This window comes from Pseudomonas sp. LBUM1661 (assembly GCF_059695925.1).
In genome coordinates, this window is record NZ_CP166794.1 from 1713274 (window position 1) to 1730289 (window position 17016).

Annotated in this window: 16 protein-coding genes; 9 read left to right on the forward strand and 7 right to left on the reverse strand. The window is 59.9% G+C overall.

Going from position 1 to position 17016, the window contains the following annotated elements:
• Window positions 1–384: 384 nt before the first annotated feature.
• Window positions 385–1227 carry an alpha/beta fold hydrolase gene (locus ACA057_RS07770; RefSeq protein ID WP_497347234.1) on the reverse strand — a complete coding sequence of 281 codons (843 nt, stop codon included), beginning with the start codon at window positions 1225–1227 and terminating at the stop codon, window positions 385–387.
• Between the two features lie 162 nt (window positions 1228–1389).
• Between ACA057_RS07770 and arfB the strand changes: the two genes are divergently transcribed.
• The gene (gene arfB / locus ACA057_RS07775) at window positions 1390–1803 is read left to right on the forward strand and encodes an alternative ribosome rescue aminoacyl-tRNA hydrolase ArfB (protein WP_497347236.1); all 414 of its coding nucleotides are present in this window, start codon (window positions 1390–1392) and stop codon (window positions 1801–1803) included.
• Here arfB and ACA057_RS07780 read toward each other — a convergent pair.
• From ACA057_RS07780 to phhA, 6 genes are all read right to left on the reverse strand, one after another.
• Entirely contained in the window at window positions 1800–2999 is a 1200-nt protein-coding gene (locus ACA057_RS07780) for an MFS transporter (RefSeq protein WP_497347238.1), read from the reverse strand. The two genes, arfB and ACA057_RS07780, sit on opposite strands and share 4 nt — an antisense overlap.
• Before the next feature lie 84 nt (window positions 3000–3083).
• On the reverse strand, window positions 3084–3287 hold the full coding sequence (locus ACA057_RS07785; protein ID WP_497347240.1) for a hypothetical protein: 204 nt from the start codon (window positions 3285–3287) through the stop codon (window positions 3084–3086).
• A 77-nt stretch (window positions 3288–3364) separates the two neighbouring features.
• Window positions 3365–3496, reverse strand: a complete 132-nt coding sequence (locus ACA057_RS07790; protein WP_010461912.1) for a hypothetical protein — start codon at window positions 3494–3496, stop codon at window positions 3365–3367.
• A gap of 272 nt (window positions 3497–3768) precedes the next feature.
• The gene (locus ACA057_RS07795) at window positions 3769–4962 is read right to left on the reverse strand and encodes an amino acid aminotransferase (protein WP_497347242.1); all 1194 of its coding nucleotides are present in this window, start codon (window positions 4960–4962) and stop codon (window positions 3769–3771) included.
• Window positions 4962–5318 carry a 4a-hydroxytetrahydrobiopterin dehydratase gene (locus tag ACA057_RS07800; protein WP_059407587.1) on the reverse strand — a complete coding sequence of 119 codons (357 nt, stop codon included), beginning with the start codon at window positions 5316–5318 and terminating at the stop codon, window positions 4962–4964. Before ACA057_RS07800 ends, ACA057_RS07795 begins: the two co-directional genes overlap by 1 nt.
• Before the next feature lie 104 nt (window positions 5319–5422).
• Window positions 5423–6214, reverse strand: a complete 792-nt coding sequence (gene phhA, locus ACA057_RS07805; RefSeq protein ID WP_497347244.1) for a phenylalanine 4-monooxygenase — start codon at window positions 6212–6214, stop codon at window positions 5423–5425.
• Window positions 6215–6583: 369 nt separating this feature from the next.
• On the opposite strand from phhA, the gene ACA057_RS07810 reads away from it, so the two are divergent.
• The 8 genes from ACA057_RS07810 (at window position 6584) to ACA057_RS07845 (ending at window position 16756) form a co-directional block, all read left to right on the forward strand.
• Window positions 6584–8149 (forward strand): sigma-54-dependent transcriptional regulator, encoded by a 1566-nt coding sequence (locus ACA057_RS07810; protein ID WP_059407585.1) that lies wholly within the window; start codon window positions 6584–6586, stop codon window positions 8147–8149.
• A gap of 238 nt (window positions 8150–8387) precedes the next feature.
• The gene (locus ACA057_RS07815) at window positions 8388–9128 is read left to right on the forward strand and encodes a flagellar basal body rod protein FlgF (protein ID WP_497347247.1); all 741 of its coding nucleotides are present in this window, start codon (window positions 8388–8390) and stop codon (window positions 9126–9128) included.
• A 45-nt stretch (window positions 9129–9173) separates the two neighbouring features.
• On the forward strand, window positions 9174–9959 hold the full coding sequence (flgG, locus tag ACA057_RS07820) for a flagellar basal-body rod protein FlgG (protein WP_059407583.1): 786 nt from the start codon (window positions 9174–9176) through the stop codon (window positions 9957–9959).
• A gap of 51 nt (window positions 9960–10010) precedes the next feature.
• Window positions 10011–10706, forward strand: a complete 696-nt coding sequence (gene flgH, locus ACA057_RS07825; RefSeq protein WP_497347249.1) for a flagellar basal body L-ring protein FlgH — start codon at window positions 10011–10013, stop codon at window positions 10704–10706.
• Between the two features lie 27 nt (window positions 10707–10733).
• Complete coding sequence (locus ACA057_RS07830; protein WP_497349834.1) at window positions 10734–11822, forward strand: flagellar basal body P-ring protein FlgI; 1089 nt, start codon at window positions 10734–10736, stop codon at window positions 11820–11822.
• Between the two features lie 11 nt (window positions 11823–11833).
• The gene (gene flgJ / locus ACA057_RS07835; protein WP_497347251.1) at window positions 11834–13132 is read left to right on the forward strand and encodes a flagellar assembly peptidoglycan hydrolase FlgJ; all 1299 of its coding nucleotides are present in this window, start codon (window positions 11834–11836) and stop codon (window positions 13130–13132) included.
• Between the two features lie 23 nt (window positions 13133–13155).
• Window positions 13156–15165, forward strand: a complete 2010-nt coding sequence (gene flgK, locus ACA057_RS07840) for a flagellar hook-associated protein FlgK (RefSeq protein WP_497347253.1) — start codon at window positions 13156–13158, stop codon at window positions 15163–15165.
• 13 nt (window positions 15166–15178) lie between these two features.
• Entirely contained in the window at window positions 15179–16756 is a 1578-nt protein-coding gene (locus ACA057_RS07845) for a flagellar hook-associated protein 3 (RefSeq protein WP_497347255.1), read from the forward strand.
• Window positions 16757–17016 lie beyond the last annotated feature (260 nt).

Sequence of the window (17016 nt, forward strand, 5' to 3'; positions counted from 1 at the left end):
TGGGGGGCATATCCGTTTTTTTGGTGACGGCTGATATTGGTTTCGCCCTTACGGCGAGTCACTTGGAAAAGCCCCAAGTAACCAAGGGCTCTTGCCCCTTTCGTTCGGTGCCTCGCTGTGGCTCGGCAGGCCTCGCTCCGGGCCCACGGAGCAATGCCTTCGTTACGGCCTGCCGAGCCACAGCGAGGCACCGAATGGAGGGGCAAAGCCTTTTGCTTCCTTTTGGCTGGGCCGGCATTCCGGCGTTTGCAAAAGGGAGTCTCTGTAAGAGCGAAACCATAATCAGCCGTTACCGCAGAAACGGATATGTTCCCTACCCAATCCCATCGAAAATTTGTCTTAAGTAAACAGAATTCCGGGGTTTATTGTTTGTTCAATCAGTCATTACTTCTGATCCAGAAAGCTCTGCACCGACGCATTGAAAAATTCCGGATCCTGGATAAAGGCGAAATGGCTGACATTGGGCAGGATCAGCAGGCCCGCACCAGGGATGGCCGACGCCATGTATTCGGTGTGTTCGCGTTTAATGGCCTCGTCATGATCGCCATCAACAATCAAGACCGGGCTTTTGATTTTCGCCAGGTCTTCGGCTGTCCAATTTGGCTGGCTCGCCCACATATGGCTGATCTGCTCGACGAACGCGTCGTACTCTTTGGGGGTAGGCGACAGCTTCGCGTACTCCTTGCCGGCGCGTTCGATGTACGCGGCGAACGTCGGATTCTTCTCGACACCTTCCTTGACGCCCGACGTCTGGGTATTGGCGGCGAAGGCGAACACCTTGCCAGCGCGCTGTGGGTAACGCATCGCCAAATCCAGCCCTAGAATGGCGCCGTCACTCCAGCCTACAACGTCCGCTCGCTCGATCTTCAGTTTGTCGAGCACGGCAATGACATCGTCCGCCATCAGGTCATAACCGAAAGGTCGCGCATCTCGTGAGCTGCGACCATGACCTCGGCTATCGAGGGTGATGACGGTGTGCTTCGCCGAAAGGACCTTGACCTGGTTACCCCAATAATCTGAATTGGCCAGGCCGCCGTGAAGCAGCACGACGGGCGATCCATGCCCGGTGATCGAATAGTAGAGCTTGATGCCATTGACGTCGGCATGGCCGGTTTTTGCGCTGGTGATGGGGGCGGGGGTGGGCGGCAGTGTTTCCCAGCGTTCAGTGGCGTGGGCCGCGTTGAATGACAGCAACAGGCAGAAAGCCGCAAGCAAGCGAAGGGGCATAGGTGTCTCCACTAAAAAGGTCTGATCAATCTGATCCGGATTCTTTAGCTTAGAACCAAGTCGTCGGACGGTCTGACTTTCGCTCGTCGGTGAAAAGATACGCTTATGGAATGAAACACTGGGATAATGACCGCCGCCTGACTGAGCCACTGTGAACGACCTATGCTGGTAATTTCCAACAACGTGCACCTGCAGGATGCCGAGATCGAGTTGACCGCCATTCGCGCGCAAGGTGCCGGTGGGCAGAACGTCAACAAGGTCTCCAGCGCCGTGCACTTGCGCTTCGACATACCCGCCTCGTCCTTACCCGAGTTCTACAAGGAACGGTTGCTGGCGTTGCGCGACAGTCGCATCACCAGCGAAGGGGTGTTGATCATCAAGGCCCAGCAATACCGGACGCAGGAAGCCAATCGCGCGGATGCGCTGGAGCGGCTGACCGAGTTGATCCTCAGCGCCACTAAAGTGGAAAAGAAGCGCCGCCCGACCAAGCCGACCCTCGGTTCGAAGAAGCGTCGGCTTGAATCCAAGACCAAGCGCGGCAGCATCAAGGCTGGACGCGGCAAGGTCGATTTTTAGCGGGCACCTCTTTCTTCGCGATACTTGGGCGCCTGCCGGTACAGGTAAACGCTCAGTGCCAAACCGCTCAAAGCGGCGAGGGCAGCGAACAGGAAGATCGAAGCAAAGCCAAATCCCGCCGCAATTGCACCCGCCACCGGCCCGGTGATCCCCAGCGACAAATCAATGAACAGCGAGTAAGCCCCGACCGCCGCACCACGGCTGGAGGCCGGCACCAGATTCACGGCTTCGACACCCAGCGCCGGAAACACCAGCGAGAAGCCGAAACCGCTCAACGCCGCGCCAGCCAGTGCCCAATGGGCGTCCGGCGCCAGCCACAGCAGCAACAATCCCAATGTTTCCACCGACAAACAGGCAATCGCCACGCGAAAGCCGCCGAGGCGGTTGATCAGGTTGCCGAACAGCAATCGCGCGCCGATGAAGCTGGCGCCGAACAGGCTCAGGCACAGCACCGCGTTTTCCCAGTGTTGCGTGGCGTAATACAGCGTGATGAAGGTTGCGATGGTGCCGAAACCGATGGAACCCAATGCCAGCCCGCACCCATGCGGCAGCACGCGCCCCAGCACATGCATGAACGGCAAACGCTCGCCGACGACGATCGGCGCGGCGGTTTTCGGCCAGGCCAGCGCCAGACCCAATACGGCCAACAGCACGATGCTTACGCCCATGCTCCACAAGCCCAATTGACTGACCAGCAGCACGCCCAGCGGCGCGCCGATGGCCAGTGCGCCATAACTGGCGATACCATTCCAGGAGATGACTTTGGCGGTATTCGCCGCGCCGACCCGGCCGATGCCCCAACCGATCGAACCCGAACCCACCAGGCTTTCCGCGCTGCCGAGCACCAGGCGGCCGATCAACAGGCTGATCAGGCTCAAGGTCGGCAGGCTTTGGGTCCAGGCCGAGATCAGCATGAACACACCGCTCAAACCGCAGCCGGCGAGGCCGTACATCACCGCCAGTTTGCTGCCCTTGTTGTCGATGATCTTCCCGGCATAAGGGCGGCTGAGCAGGGTGGCCAGGTATTGCACGCTGATGACCAACCCGGCGATGACGGCGCCGAAACCGAGGTCGCTGTGGACATAGCCCGGCAACACGGCCAGGGGAATGCCGATATTCAGGTAGCCGATGAAGGTGAACAGGACGATGGAAACGACTTGCAGCGTGACCGCCAGGGGGCGCTGGTTTTCAGACATGGGTAAAAGGTCCACGGGAAAGCAGGATAGATAGGCTGCTTATGATAGCGGCGCGAGCGGCCAGCGGTCGTGGAAAAAGTAAAACTATTTGCCGGGCGGCGGTGACTCAGGTTTGGCGGGGGCAACCAGTTGCGTCGTGACCAGGGCGGCCAAGGCGTTTTCTTCGCTGCCGAAACGGGCGAGCAGGGCGGCTTGTTTCTCGGGGGAAAGACGATTCCAGATCTCGATCATCTTCTCGGCGGTGCCGATCAGGACGCTGGCTTGGGTCTCGCTGAAATCATCGGTCATGGTGTGCAGCTCAAGGGTTCAGGCGGTGTGGAAAGCGCATGTTAGCGCTTTCCACACGGTCTGGCATTGCAGGTGTTTCAGTCTTCGCTGTCGGCCTGGCGGCGTTCAGTGGCTTCTTTTGGCTCGGGCTGTTGGGCACCGGCTTGTTGCGTGGTCGTCTGCTCAGTTTCGTGCAGGCTTGGGAAGGGGAGATTAGGGATCTCGTGCATTTCGCGCTCCTCGCAAAGTCTGTTGATAGATCTGGTAGATCCGCGCTTTTAAAAAGCTTGGGGAGGATACATCAGTAGAAATGACAAATAGACTTTTATATCTATTTGTTGCGACGGATGGGGTTGTATAGACACATCTGTATCAATTGCACAAAAACAATGTGGGAGCGGGCTTGCTCGCGAAGGCGGTATGACAGTCAATGTTGATGTCGACTGACACTCCGCCTTCGCGAGCAAGCCCGCTCCCACATGAGGGTTATGGTGTTTGAGGGTTATTTGCAGACTTCGGCGATTGCCTCGGCCAGCAGGTCCAGGCGCGTTGCATCAATCCCGGCCACGTTCGCCCGGCCAGTGCCGACCATGTAAACGCTGTGGTGATCACGCAGCTGTTTGACCTGATCCGGCGTCAAACCGGTGTAGGAAAACATCCCGCGTTGCACGCCCATGTGCGCAAACCGCTCGCGCAAACCGTGAGGCTCAAGTGCTTCCAGCAGACCGCTACGCAATTGAGCAATACGCAAACGCATGGCTTCCACTTCGTCGGCCCAGAGGCTTTTCAGTTCTGGGTCGCCGAGAATGGTCGCGACCACCGCAGCACCATGATCCGGTGGCGTCGACCACAGGTTGCGGGCGATGTTGGCCAGTTGGCTGCGGACATCGATCAGCTTGTCAGCGGTTTTCGCACAGACAATCAGCGCGCCAGTGCGGTCGCGGTACAGGCCGAAGTTCTTCGAGCAGGAACTGGTGATCAGCACTTCCGGCAACTCGGCGGCGAATAACCGGGTCGACCAGGCGTCTTGTTCCAGGCCGTCGCCGAAACCCTGATAAGCGAAGTCGATCAGCGGCACCAGATCACGGCTGCGCACCACATCCAGCACCCGGCGCCAGTCGTCATGGGACAGATCGAAACCGGTCGGGTTGTGGCAGCAGGCGTGCAGCAACACCACGTCGCCCTTCGGCGCTTCTTTAAGCACCGCGATCATCGCTTCTACATCGAGGCGGTTATCGCTGTCGACATACGGGTAATGACTGACCTTGACCCCGGCCTTGGCGAAGATGGTTTCGTGAATCGGCCAGGTCGGATTGCTCAGCCACACACCTCGGCCCGGCAGGCACTGAGCGATGAAGTCAGCACTCAAGCGCAGCGCACCGGTGCCGCCCGGTGTCTGGGTGGCGCCAGCACGTTGTTCGGCGATCAGCGCGGAATCGGCGCCGAGCACTAGCTCATTAATCGCTTGGCCGAATGCCGGTTCGCCGTGGCCGCCAATGTAGGTCTTGGTGGACTGACGATCCACCAGCCGCTGCTCGGCGAGCTTCACGGACTGCAGAATCGGTGTCAGGCCCTGGGCATCTTTATAGACACCCACGCCAAGGTCGAATTTGCGCGGGTTGGGGTCCTGCGCATAGGCCTCCATCAGGCCGAGGATCGGGTCGCCGGGTACTCGACCTATGGCGTCGAAATGCATTATTTGCGGCCCTCGGCATCTTTGGCGACTTCGTCAGTGCGCGCAGCCATGATGAAGTCGTTGCGGTGCAGGCCCTTGATGGAGTGGCTCCACCAGGTCACGGTGACACTGCCCCACTCGGTCAGCAGGCCCGGGTGGTGACCTTCGGCCTCGGAGATTTCGCCAACAGCGTTGGTGAACGCTAACGCGTGCTTGAAGTTTTTGAACAGGAAGACTTTTTCCAGTTGCATGACGCTGTCGCGCACTTCGATGTTCCAGTCCGGGATCTGCTTGATCAGTACCGGCAGTTCTTCGTCGCTGACTTGTGGAGCATCGGCGCGGCAGGCTTCGCAGTGGGCTTGGTTCAATGTGGACATGATGGGTTCCTGAAATCGAATAAATGGAAATCGGCCGTCAATGTCACCACGCTAAAGCAAATCGTGGCTTGCTGACAGACTCACTTGATCGTAAAAGTCGCGGATCACGCCGCTTTGGGTTTTGGCGGAAATTTCGGTGCGTGCAGACCCAGCTGCATGCCTTGCTTGACCATGCCCATGATGTCTTCATGCGCCAGGTCGAACAGGCGCTTGAGGTTCGGCAGGACAAAGTACAGCGGCTGCAGAATGTCGATGCGGTACGGCGTGCGCATGCATTCCAACGGATCGAAGGTCTGATGCTCAGGTTCGTCCGACAGGCAATAAACAGTTTCTTTCGGTGAGGACAGAATGCCGCCGCCGTAGATGCGCTGGCCTTGCGGGGTATCGACCAGGCCGAACTCGATGGTCATCCAGTACAGGCGCGCCAGGTACACGCGTTCTTCCTTGGAAGCCTGTAGGCCAAGTTTGCCGTAGGTGTGGGTGAATTCAGCGAACCAGGGGTTGGTCAGCAGCGGACAGTGGCCAAAGATCTCGTGGAAAATGTCCGGTTCTTGCAGGTAATCCAGCTCTTCACGGGTACGAATAAACGTCGCCACCGGGAACTGCTTGTTGGCCAGCAATTCGAAAAAGGTCTGGAAGGGGATCAGCGCCGGCACTCGGGCAACCTGCCACCCGGTGGTTTCACCGAGGACCTTGTTGATCTCACCGAGTTGCGGAATGCGGTCGTGGGGCAGACCGAGTTTTTCGATACCGTCCAGGTACTCCTGGCACGCACGCCCTTCGATCACTTTCAGTTGGCGAGTGATCAGCGTATTCCACACCGCGTGTTCTTCAGCGGGGTAGTCGATAAAACCTTGCGCATCGGGCTCGCGAGCCACGTATTGCGTCTGCTTCATGCTGCTCTCCTGCTAAGGGATTTCGTTCTTGTTATGTCCTGCTATGGACTTAGAAATACCCCAAGGATTGCGAGGTTGCAGTAGGTGGTTCGCGTCATGCGTAGGAAAATTCGCCGATATTCGTAAAGTTTTCGTTACGGTTTGACGGTTGTCGCGCAGGTATTGAGATTTACGGGTTTGAAAAGCCCTCCACCTGTCACATAATCTTGACGATTATCTAAGCGCCAAATCAGAAAAGTCGGGCGCTAACCCTGTGGGAGCCAGCCTGCTGGCGATAGCGATGTGTCATTCGACATCAACATCGCCGATGCGACGCCATCGCCAGCAGGCTGGCTCCCACGGGTTAATCATCGTTTATCAGGTGTTTATATGCGTATCAAAGTCCATTGCCAGAACCGCATCGGCATCCTGCGCGACATTCTCAACCTGCTGGTGGAGTACGGGATCAACGTCGCTCGCGGCGAGGTCGGCGGTGAACATGGCAATGCCATCTACCTGCATTGCCCCAACCTGATCAACATCCAGTTCCAGGCGTTGCGACCGAAATTCGAGGCGATTGCCGGGGTCTTCGGCGTCAAGCGTGTAGGGCTGATGCCCAGCGAGCGTCGGCACATGGAGCTTAATGCGTTGCTCGGCGCCCTGGAATTCCCGGTGCTGTCGATCGACATGGGCGGCTCGATCGTCGCGGCCAACCGCGCAGCGGCGCAATTGCTCGGGGTGCGGGTGGACGAGGTGCCGGGGATTCCGTTGTCGCGCTACGCCGAGGATTTCGATTTGCCGGAACTGGTGCGCGCCAACAAGTCGCGGATCAACGGCTTGCGCGTCAAGGTAAAGGGCGACGTGTTCCTCGCTGACATCGCGCCGCTGCAATCGGAGCATGACGACAGCGAAGCCATGGCCGGCGCTGTCCTCACGTTGCACCGCGCCGACCGGGTGGGCGAGCGCATCTATAACGTGCGCAAGCAGGAGCTGCGTGGGTTCGACAGCATCTTCCAAAGCTCGAAAGTGATGGCGGCGGTGGTGCGCGAGGCACGGCGCATGGCGCCGCTGGATGCGCCGCTATTAATAGAAGGGGAAACCGGCACCGGTAAAGAGTTGCTGGCGCGAGCCTGCCATCTGGCGAGCCCTCGGGGGCAGTCACCGTTGATGGCGCTCAATTGCGCCGGACTGCCGGAATCGATGGCCGAGACCGAGTTGTTCGGCTACGGCCCCGGTGCCTTCGAAGGAGCGCGGGCTGAAGGCAAGCTTGGGCTGCTGGAACTGACGGCGGGCGGTACGCTGTTTCTCGACGGTGTCGGGGAAATGAGCCCGCGCTTGCAGGTGAAATTGCTGCGCTTCCTGCAGGACGGTTGCTTCCGGCGTGTGGGCAGTGATGAAGAGGTTTATCTGGATGTGCGCGTGATCTGCGCGACACAGGTTGACCTGTCCGAACTGTGCGCGCGCGGTGAATTTCGCCAGGATTTGTATCACCGCTTGAACGTGCTTTCGCTGCACATCCCGCCGCTGCGCGAATGCCTCGATGGTTTGACGCCGCTGGTGGAGCACTTCCTCGATCAGGCCAGTCGACAGATCGGTTGCCCGCTGCCGAAACTGGCCCCGGCCGCCATGGAACGGCTCAGTCATTACCATTGGCCGGGCAATGTGCGGCAGTTGGAGAACGTGTTGTTCCAGGCGGTTTCGCTGTGCGAGGGCGGGACGGTCAAGGCTGAACATATTCGCTTGCCGGACTACGGCGTGCGTCAGCCGCTTGGCGATTTTTCCCTCGAAGGCGGGTTGGATGCGATCGTCGGGCGCTTCGAGAAAGCGGTGCTGGAGCGCTTGTATTCCGAACATCCAAGCAGCCGGCAACTGGGCAAGCGGTTGGGGGTTTCGCACACGACCATTGCCAACAAACTGCGTGAGTACGAGGTCGGCAAAGACCCTGGCAGCGCATAGCCCTTGTAGCAACTGCTACAGGGGCGGGGTTGAGCTGCAATACCTCGATCTATTGCCGCGAAGCGGCATAACACCGCCGGTTTTTCGTCTTCGACACAATCCCAGATTCCCCTCTACACCCCCTCAAGTCCTTTGTTTGCCGGGCCCAACGTCGCCAGAAAAAAGTTGGTCTGCAAATTGCTTATGGCTGATCAGTACAGCAGTGGGCGGCAAACGTCCGGCATGCAGAGGAAAGAGTGTGGACAAGTACCTTTATGTGGCAATGACCGGCGCCAGCCAGAATGCACTGGCGCAGAAGGCTCATGCGAACAACCTGGCGAACATTTCCACCAACGGCTTCCAGAAAGACCTGGAGCAGGCGCGGTCGATGCCGGTGTTCGGCGACAGCTTTCCGGCGCGTGCGTTTGCCCTGTCCGAGCGTCCGGCCACCGATTTTTCCCCGGGCGCCCTGGTAGAAACCGGTCGCGACCTCGATGTCGCGGTGCAAGGCAATGGCTGGATTGCTGTGCAGAACCCTGACGGCGGCGAAAGCTACGTGCGCACCGGCAGCCTGAACGTTGACGCTCTCGGCGTATTGCGGGCCGGCAATGGTATGCCGGTGATGGGCAACGGCGGGCCGATCGCCGTGCCGCCCGAGCAGCAAATCGAAATAGGCGAGGACGGCACCATCAGCATTCGTGCGATGGGCGAAGGCCCGCGCGTGATGGCCGAAGTCGACCGCATCAAACTGGTCGACCCTGATTTCAAGAACATGACCAAAGGCCTGGACGGTTCGATTCACACCAAGGACGGCAAGCCGGCGCAAGCCGATGCCAACGTCAAGCTGGTGTCCGGGTTCCTCGAGTCGAGCAACGTCAATGCCGTGGAAGAGATGACGTCGGTGCTGGCCCTGGCCAAGCAATTCGAGCTGCACATCAAAATGATGAACACCGCCAAAGAAGACGACCAGGCCATGGCTCGGGTCTTGCAGATCAGCTAATTATCAGAACGTCGCGCCGTAAAACAGGCGCACGAGGAGAATCGAATGCTTCCGGCTCTATGGGTTGCCAAAACAGGTCTGTCCGCCCAGGACACCAACCTGACGACCATTTCCAACAACCTGGCCAACGTGTCGACCACGGGCTTCAAACGTGACCGCGCCGAGTTCCAGGATTTGCTCTACCAGATCAAACGCCAGCCGGGCGCCCAGTCGACCCAGGACAGCGAACTGCCGTCGGGCCTGCAATTGGGTACCGGTGTGCGCATCGTCGGCACCCAGAAAAACTTCACCGCCGGCAGTCTGCAAACCACCGAACAGCCTCTGGACATGGCCATCGACGGTCGCGGTTTCTTCCAGATCCTGCAGCCGGACGGCACCACGTCCTACACCCGTGACGGTACGTTCCACCTGGACTCCAACGGCCAGATCGTCAACGCCAGCGGCTTCGCCCTGGAACCGGCGATTGTCATCCCGAACGATGCCCAGACCTTCACGGTCGGTCGCGACGGCACCGTGTCCATCACCGTGACCGGCAACCCGGCCTCACAAGTGATCGGCAACCTGCAAACCGCCGACTTCATCAACCCGGCCGGCCTGCAAGCGGTGGGCAACAACCTGTTCCTGGAAACCGCTGCCAGCGGTGCGCCGCAAGTCGGCACGCCGGGCCTCGCCGGTTTCGGCACCACGCTGCAGAACACCCTGGAAACCTCCAACGTCAGCACCGTTGAGGAGATGGTCAACATGATCACCACTCAGCGCGCTTACGAGATGAACTCCAAGGTGATCTCCACCGCCGACCAGATGCTCTCGTTCGTCACGCAGAATCTGTAATCAGTCTATGAGGCGGCCATGAGGCCGCCTGCAACACCGTGAGGTAGGGTCATGAATCGCTTTGTTTCTGTTCTGGCATTGAGTGGGATCACCGTGCTCGCGGGCTGTGTGCCTGTGACACCCAAGCCCAATGATCCCTACTACGCCCCGGTGTTGCCGCGCACGCCGCTGCCGGCTGCCGCGAACAACGGCTCGATCTACCAGGCCGGTTTCGAACAGAACCTGTACAGCGACCGCAAGGCGTTCCGGGTCGGTGACATCATCACCATCACCCTGAACGAGAAGACCCAGGCCAGCAAAAACGCCAACTCGCAAGTGGCGAAAAACAGCAAGACCGGCATCGGCCTGAGCTCGCTGTTCGGCAGCAGTGCAACCACCAACAACCCGTTCGGCAACGGTGACCTGAGCCTGAGCGCCAGTTACGAAGGCGACCGCGCGACCAAGGGTGACAGCAAGGCCGGGCAGGGCAACAGCCTGACCGGTTCGATCACCGTGACCGTCGCCGACGTCTTGCCTAACGGCATCATCGCCGTGCGCGGCGAGAAGTGGCTGACGCTCAATACCGGTGACGAACTGGTACGCATCGCTGGCCTGGTTCGCGCCGATGACATCGCCACCGACAACACCGTGTCGTCGACCCGTGTCGCCGATGCACGCATCACCTATTCGGGCACCGGTTCGTTTGCCGATGCGAGTCAGCCAGGCTGGTTCGACCGTTTCTTCCTCAGCCCGCTGTTCCCTTTCTAGGTGGCTACGTTGAACTTCAAAAGTCTCATGGTGGCCGCTCTGTTGCTGTGCGCAGCCTTCAACGTTCAAGCCGAGCGGCTGAAGGACATCGCCAGTATTTCCGGCGTGCGTTCCAACCAATTGATCGGCTACGGCCTGGTGGTCGGGCTTAACGGCACCGGTGACCAGACGACCCAGACGCCATTCACCCTGCAGACCTTCAACAACATGCTCTCGCAGTTCGGCATCAAGGTGCCGCCGGGTTCGGGCAACGTGCAGTTGAAGAACGTCGCGGCGGTGTCGATCAGTGCCGACTTGCCGGCGTTTGCCAAGCCAGGTCAGCAGGTCGACATCACGGTTTCGTCCATCGGTAACTCCAAGAGTTTGCGCGGCGGTACGTTGCTGCTGACGCCGCTCAAGGGTATCGACGGGAATGTCTACGCAATCGCCCAGGGCAACCTGGTGGTCGGCGGTTTTGATGCTGAAGGTCGCGATGGTTCGAAGATCACCGTTAACGTGCCGTCGGCCGGGCGCATCCCTGGCGGTGCCTCGGTCGAGCGTTCGGTGCCGAGCGGTTTCAACCAGGGCAACAGCCTGACCCTGAACCTCAACCGTTCAGATTTCACCACCGCCAAGCGCATCGTCGACAAGATCAACAACATGCTCGGCCCTGGCGTGGCCCAGGCCATCGACGGCGGTTCGATTCGCGTCAGCGCGCCGCTGGACCCAAGCCAGCGGGTCGACTATCTGTCGATCCTGGAAAACCTTGAAGTCGATCCGGGTCAGGCGGTGGCGAAAGTCATCATCAACTCCCGCACCGGCACCATCGTGATCGGCCAGAACGTCAAGGTGTCCCCGGCCGCCGTGACCCACGGCAGCCTGACCGTAACCATCACCGAAGACCCGATCGTCAGCCAGCCCGGCCCTCTGTCCAATGGCCAGACGGCGGTCGTGCCACGCTCGCGGGTCAACGCCCAGCAGGAAGCCAAACCGATGTTCAAGTTCGGCCCCGGCACCACTCTCGACGAAATCGTCCGTGCGGTGAACCAGGTCGGCGCGGCACCCGGTGACTTGATGGCGATCCTTGAAGCATTGAAACAGGCCGGCGCGTTGCAAGCCGACCTGATCGTGATCTGAGGACGGCCACCATGGATATGCGCAAGAGCGGTTTTGTCAGCAGTAGCGACTCGGGTTCCTATTCGGACCTGAACCGCCTGAACCAGCTCAAGGTCGGCGACAAGGACAGTGACGGCAACATGCGCAAAGTGGCGCAGGAGTTCGAGTCGCTGTTTCTCGGTGAAATGCTCAAGTCCATGCGCTCGGCCACTGACACGCTGGGTCAGGACAATCCGCTGAACACCCCGGCCGCCAAGCAGTACCAGGAAATGTACGACCAGCAGTTGGCCGTTTCCATGTCCCGCGAGGGCGGCGGTATTGGTCTGGCCGACGTGCTGATGCGGCAGATGTCGAAGAACAAACCCATGGCGCCGGGCGAGGCCGCTGCTGCGTCTGCCGCCAAGCAACTGGCCGCGAAAGCCGCCGTGGAAACGCCGATTGCCGCCGGAACCGTTGCCACCAACGGACCGCTGTCGCGCCTCAATGGCGAACGTCCGTTGTGGGCGTCGCGTTCGCTGAAGTCGCCGGCGGGCGCGGGCGAGGGTGCTCACCACAACGACATGGCGCTGATCAATCAACGGCGTCTGGCACTGCCGCCGAAACTGGCCGACCGCTTGCTCGCCGGGCTGGTGCCGTCGGCATCGACCAACGCCGCAACGGCAGCGACCAGCCCGAATAAAATCCAGGTGCCATCGAGCACCAAGACCGGTTCCGGTCCCCTGTACAACGGCGATTGGCTGGCCTCGCAAACGGATTCCACCTCCAGCGGGCGCCTGCAGATTTATGGCCGTGCCATGGCGCAGATTCCCTTGGCACCGGCTAAGAAAGCCTTCAGTTCCGCCGACGAATTCGTCAACACCATGCTGCCGATGGCCAAAGAAGCCGCCGAGCGCATCGGCGTCGATCCGCGTTACCTGGTGGCCCAGGCGGCGCTGGAAACCGGTTGGGGCAAATCGGTCATGCGTGCCCAGGATGGCAGCAGCAGCCACAACCTGTTCGGCATCAAGGCTGGCAGCAGTTGGACGGGCGAATCGGCACGGGCGATCACCAGCGAATTCAGGAACGGCCAGAAGGTCAAGGAGACGGCGGAGTTCCGTTCCTATGGCTCCTACAAGGACAGCTTCCATGACCTGGTGACGCTGCTGCAAACCAACAATCGCTATCAAGATGTCGTGAAGTCGGCCGATAACCCAGAACAGTTTGTGCGCGAGTTGCAAAAGGCCGGTTACGCAACCGACCCGCAGTACGCGAGCAAGATTTCGCAGATAGCCAAGCAGATGACGAGTTACCAGAACTACGCTGCGGCGGGCGCTACCACCACGCCTTTATAGGCATAAGCTATAAGGTCTGAACCATGAGTTTGCTCAATATCGGGATGTCGGGTCTGGCTGCTGGCCATTCTTCGTTGCTGACCACTGGCAACAACATTGCCAACGTCGACACCGCCGGGTACTCACGCCAACAAACCGTGCAGAGCACCAAAGCCTCCGGTCAGTACGGCAATGTGTTCATCGGCACCGGTACGACGCTGGCCGATGTGCGTCGGGTGTACAACAGCTACCTCGATGCGCAGTTGCAGACCACCACCTCGCTTAATGGTGATGCGCAGGCTTACCTGGGACAGGCCACGCAAGTGGACAAACTGTTGTCCGACAGCGGCACGGGCATTACCAAAACCCTGCAGTCGTTTTTCTCGTCGTTGCAAACGCTGTCCGGCAACTCCAACGACACCGCTGCGCGTCAGGCGTTGTTGACCAATGCCCAAGCCTTGACCAGTCGCGTCAATGCCATTTCCCAGCAGTTGCAGCAGCAGGGCACGTACATCAACGATCAGCTGGGCTCGATGGCCGACCAGGTCAATAAGCTGGCGGCGACCGTAGCAGCCTACAACCAGAAAATCAGTGAGGTCAGTGGTTCGGGTGGCCAGCCCAACGACCTGCTGGATCAGCGTAATGAAACGGTTCGCCAGCTCTCCGAGCTGGTCGGCGTGCAGGTCAGCGAAAACAACGGCAGCGTGGATATTTACCTGGGCAGCGGCCAGCCGCTGGTCATGGGCAACACCGTCAATACCTTGCGCATACAGACCGACAAGTCTGACCCTACTCGTTCATCGATCATCCTCGATCGTGGCAGCTCGACGGTCGACATCACCTCCGCGGTCTCGGGTGGCGAGATGGGCGGCCTGTTGCGTTACCGCGACGACGTGCTGACACCCGCCGTCAATGGGCTGGGTCGCATCGCCATGGTGGTGGCCGATCAGGTCAACAAACAGCAAGGGCAGGGCGTTGATCAGAACGGCAACTTCGGCTCGGGGCTGTTTAACGATATCAACAGTGCGGCGGCCATCAGCCAGCGCAGCATCGCCAATGGCAACAACAACCCGGCGTCCGGCAACCTCAACGTCACCATCAATGACACCAGCAAACTGGCGGTCAGCGATTACCAGGTGACCTTCACCAGCGCCACGGGCTACAGCGTGCGTCGTTTGTCGGATAACACCGACATGGGCAGTTTCACCCTCGGCGCGAGCCCGGCACCGGTCATCGACGGATTCAGCCTGAGCCTCAATGCCGGCCCGGTGAATACCGGCGACACGTTCAAGATCACCCCGACGCGCAATGCGGCGGCGGACATGAGCACCATCATGACCGACGTCAAACGCCTGGCCACGGCCGCGCCGCTGACATCCACCAAGGCCTCGGGTAACGACGGCACCGGTGCCGTCAGCCAGCCGACCCTGAGCACCGCCCTGGACATCTACGACCCTGTCCAGCGTCAGGACCTGCAGACGGCGGTCAAGGCCGCCATGCCGGTGCGCCTGCTAATGACCAGCAGCACGGCGTATGAAGTGTTTGACGCCAAAGGCAACAGCATGGGGACCGGCAGCATCGTGCCCGGTCAGAATAATGATCTGAATATTGCGGTGCCTTACACCGACTCACTGGGTGTCGCGAAAACCTTCAATGTCGCGATGACCCTCAGCGGCAGTCCCGAGAAGGACGACAGTTTCAATATCTCGCTGACGGCGCCCGGCAGCACGGACAACCGCAATGCCCAGGCATTGCTCGGCCTGCAAACCAAAGCCACCGTCGGGGCCAATTCCACCAGCCCTGGCGTGAGTTTCACCGATGCTTACGGTGGCCTGGTTTCGTCGGTCGGCTCCAAGACCAAGCAGGGTCAACTCGATGCCACGGCCACAGACACCATCCTGAGCCAGGCGCGCAACTCTCGCGACTCGCTGTCGGGTGTCGACCTCGATGAAGAGACCGGCAACCTGATCAAATACCAGCAGTACTACTCGGCCTCTTCGCAGATCATCAAGACTGCGCAGGAAATTTTCAGCACTCTGATCAACGCCCTATAAGGAGCCGTAAAACATGCGTATTTCTACAGCACAGTACTATGCGACCACGGCTGCCAATTATCAGCGCAACTTCAACAACGCGATCAAGACGGCCGAGCAGGCCAGCAGCGGCGTGAAGCTTGAGACCGCGGCGGATGATCCGGTCGGCGCGGCCCGCCTGCTGCAACTCGATCAGCAAAAAGCCATGTTGGGTCAGTACACCACCAATATCAGCGCGTTGAACACCGCCCAGGCACAAGAAGAAAGCGTGCTCGACAGCATCAACAACGTGCTGCAGAAAGTCAGCGAGTTGTCCGTGCGCGCCGGTGGCGGTTCGTTGAACGACGACGACCGCAAATCCATTGCGGCCGAGCTCGGCCAGGCTGAAGAACAATTGCTGAGTCTGATGAACAGCAAGGACGCCAACGGCAAGTACATGTTTTCCGGCGCCAGCAACAACACTCAACCTTTTGCGCGCAACAGCGACGGCACCTACAGCTATCAGGGCGACCAGACCCAGTTGCAATTGAAGATCGGTGACTCGATGTCGCTGGGGCTCAACGACACCGGTTGGGACGTGTTCCAGCAGGCGATCAACGCCGCCCGAAGCTCGACCACCATGACCGCGCCCGCTGTCAATGACGGGCGAGTGGCCCTGTCGCCAGGCCTGGTGAGTTCCGGCCCGGCGTTCGATGCGAGTTTCCGCAGCGGTCAGCCGTATACCCTGGCGTTCACCAGCAGCACCCAGTTTTCGATCACCGATGCCTTGGGTAATGACGTGACTGCCGAAGCGAGTCAGGGTGGTGTGTTCGACCCGAATGCCAAGGGCGGCTCCGACGTCAATTTCCGTGGTGTGACCTTTAAACTGGACATCACCTTCCAGGCCGGCGACAACGCCACCAACGCCGACGCCGTCATCGCCGGGCACAGTTTCCAGTTGGCGGCCAAACCCGACAGTTTCGTTAGCAACCGCGCGCCGAGCAATGTTTCGACCACGTTGGTGAGCCAGTCTTCGGTGACCAACGCGGCTGACTACAAGAGCTTCTTCCCTGAAGGCGGAGCGGTGCTGAAATTCACCAGCCCGACGACGTTCGACCTGTACGCTCGTCCGTTGACCAGCAGCAGTACGCCGGTAACGTCCGGCACTGTAGCGGCGGGTGTGGCGACAGCGGCCGGCGTCAGCTTTACCCTCAGTGGCGGCGCACCCGCCACGGGTGATCAGTTCGACATCGCGGTCAATACACACCAGACGCAGAACGTGCTGGATACCATCAGCCAGCTGCGTCAGGCGCTCAACTCGCCGACCCAGGGCAACCCGGCCGCCCAGCGCTTTCTGGAAGACACCGTGGCATCGGCCATTGCCAACCTAGGCAACGCCAAGAACCAGGTCGACCTGGCCCGTGGCGCCATCGGTGCCCGCGGTAACGTGATGGACATGCAGGCCGATCAGAACCAGAGTACGGGCCTGATCAACGAAGCGACGGGTAACTCGATCAAGAACACCGATCCTGCGGAAGTATTGACGCGTCTGACCTTGCAGCAGACCATGCTGCAAGCGGCGCAACTGGCGTTCTCGAAGATTTCCCAGTTGGGCCTGTTCAACAAGCTTTGAGTCGGTCTTGACCGCTCGCGGCCAGTCCCTGTCATAAGGGGCTGGCTTTTTTTTTGCATCTTTTTTGATGGCGATGGGGTGGGTCGGGACTGCGCCAGGGACACAAAATCAAATAAAGCACTGATCTCTGAGTGACCCGCCAGTCAAAACGCGCATCTTCACTGTATCCTGTCTGCGGGCGGTGAAGGTGGGGGGCCTGTTCAAGGTGATCCTTGAGTCCCGACGTTGCCTCCTCTGGGGGCCAAGCCCTGACTGTAGAC

Excerpts from the sequence above, each read along its gene's own strand:
- flgJ (WP_497347251.1), top strand. The coding sequence starts at position 11,834 with ATGGATATGCGCAAGAGCGGTTTTGTCAGCAGTAGCGACTCGGGTTCC.
- ACA057_RS07770 (WP_497347234.1), bottom strand. The coding sequence starts at position 1,227 with ATGCCCCTTCGCTTGCTTGCGGCTTTCTGCCTGTTGCTGTCATTCAAC.
- flgK (WP_497347253.1), top strand. The coding sequence starts at position 13,156 with ATGAGTTTGCTCAATATCGGGATGTCGGGTCTGGCTGCTGGCCATTCT.
- ACA057_RS07800 (WP_059407587.1), bottom strand. The coding sequence starts at position 5,318 with ATGTCCACATTGAACCAAGCCCACTGCGAAGCCTGCCGCGCCGATGCT.
- ACA057_RS07785 (WP_497347240.1), bottom strand. The coding sequence starts at position 3,287 with ATGACCGATGATTTCAGCGAGACCCAAGCCAGCGTCCTGATCGGCACC.
- flgH (WP_497347249.1), top strand. The coding sequence starts at position 10,011 with ATGAATCGCTTTGTTTCTGTTCTGGCATTGAGTGGGATCACCGTGCTC.
- phhA (WP_497347244.1), bottom strand. The coding sequence starts at position 6,214 with ATGAAGCAGACGCAATACGTGGCTCGCGAGCCCGATGCGCAAGGTTTT.
- ACA057_RS07790 (WP_010461912.1), bottom strand. The coding sequence starts at position 3,496 with ATGCACGAGATCCCTAATCTCCCCTTCCCAAGCCTGCACGAAACTGAG.
- ACA057_RS07830 (WP_497349834.1), top strand. The coding sequence starts at position 10,734 with ATGGTGGCCGCTCTGTTGCTGTGCGCAGCCTTCAACGTTCAAGCCGAG.
- ACA057_RS07845 (WP_497347255.1), top strand. The coding sequence starts at position 15,179 with ATGCGTATTTCTACAGCACAGTACTATGCGACCACGGCTGCCAATTAT.
- ACA057_RS07795 (WP_497347242.1), bottom strand. The coding sequence starts at position 4,962 with ATGCATTTCGACGCCATAGGTCGAGTACCCGGCGACCCGATCCTCGGC.
- flgG (WP_059407583.1), top strand. The coding sequence starts at position 9,174 with ATGCTTCCGGCTCTATGGGTTGCCAAAACAGGTCTGTCCGCCCAGGAC.
- ACA057_RS07780 (WP_497347238.1), bottom strand. The coding sequence starts at position 2,999 with ATGTCTGAAAACCAGCGCCCCCTGGCGGTCACGCTGCAAGTCGTTTCC.
- arfB (WP_497347236.1), top strand. The coding sequence starts at position 1,390 with ATGCTGGTAATTTCCAACAACGTGCACCTGCAGGATGCCGAGATCGAG.
- ACA057_RS07810 (WP_059407585.1), top strand. The coding sequence starts at position 6,584 with ATGCGTATCAAAGTCCATTGCCAGAACCGCATCGGCATCCTGCGCGAC.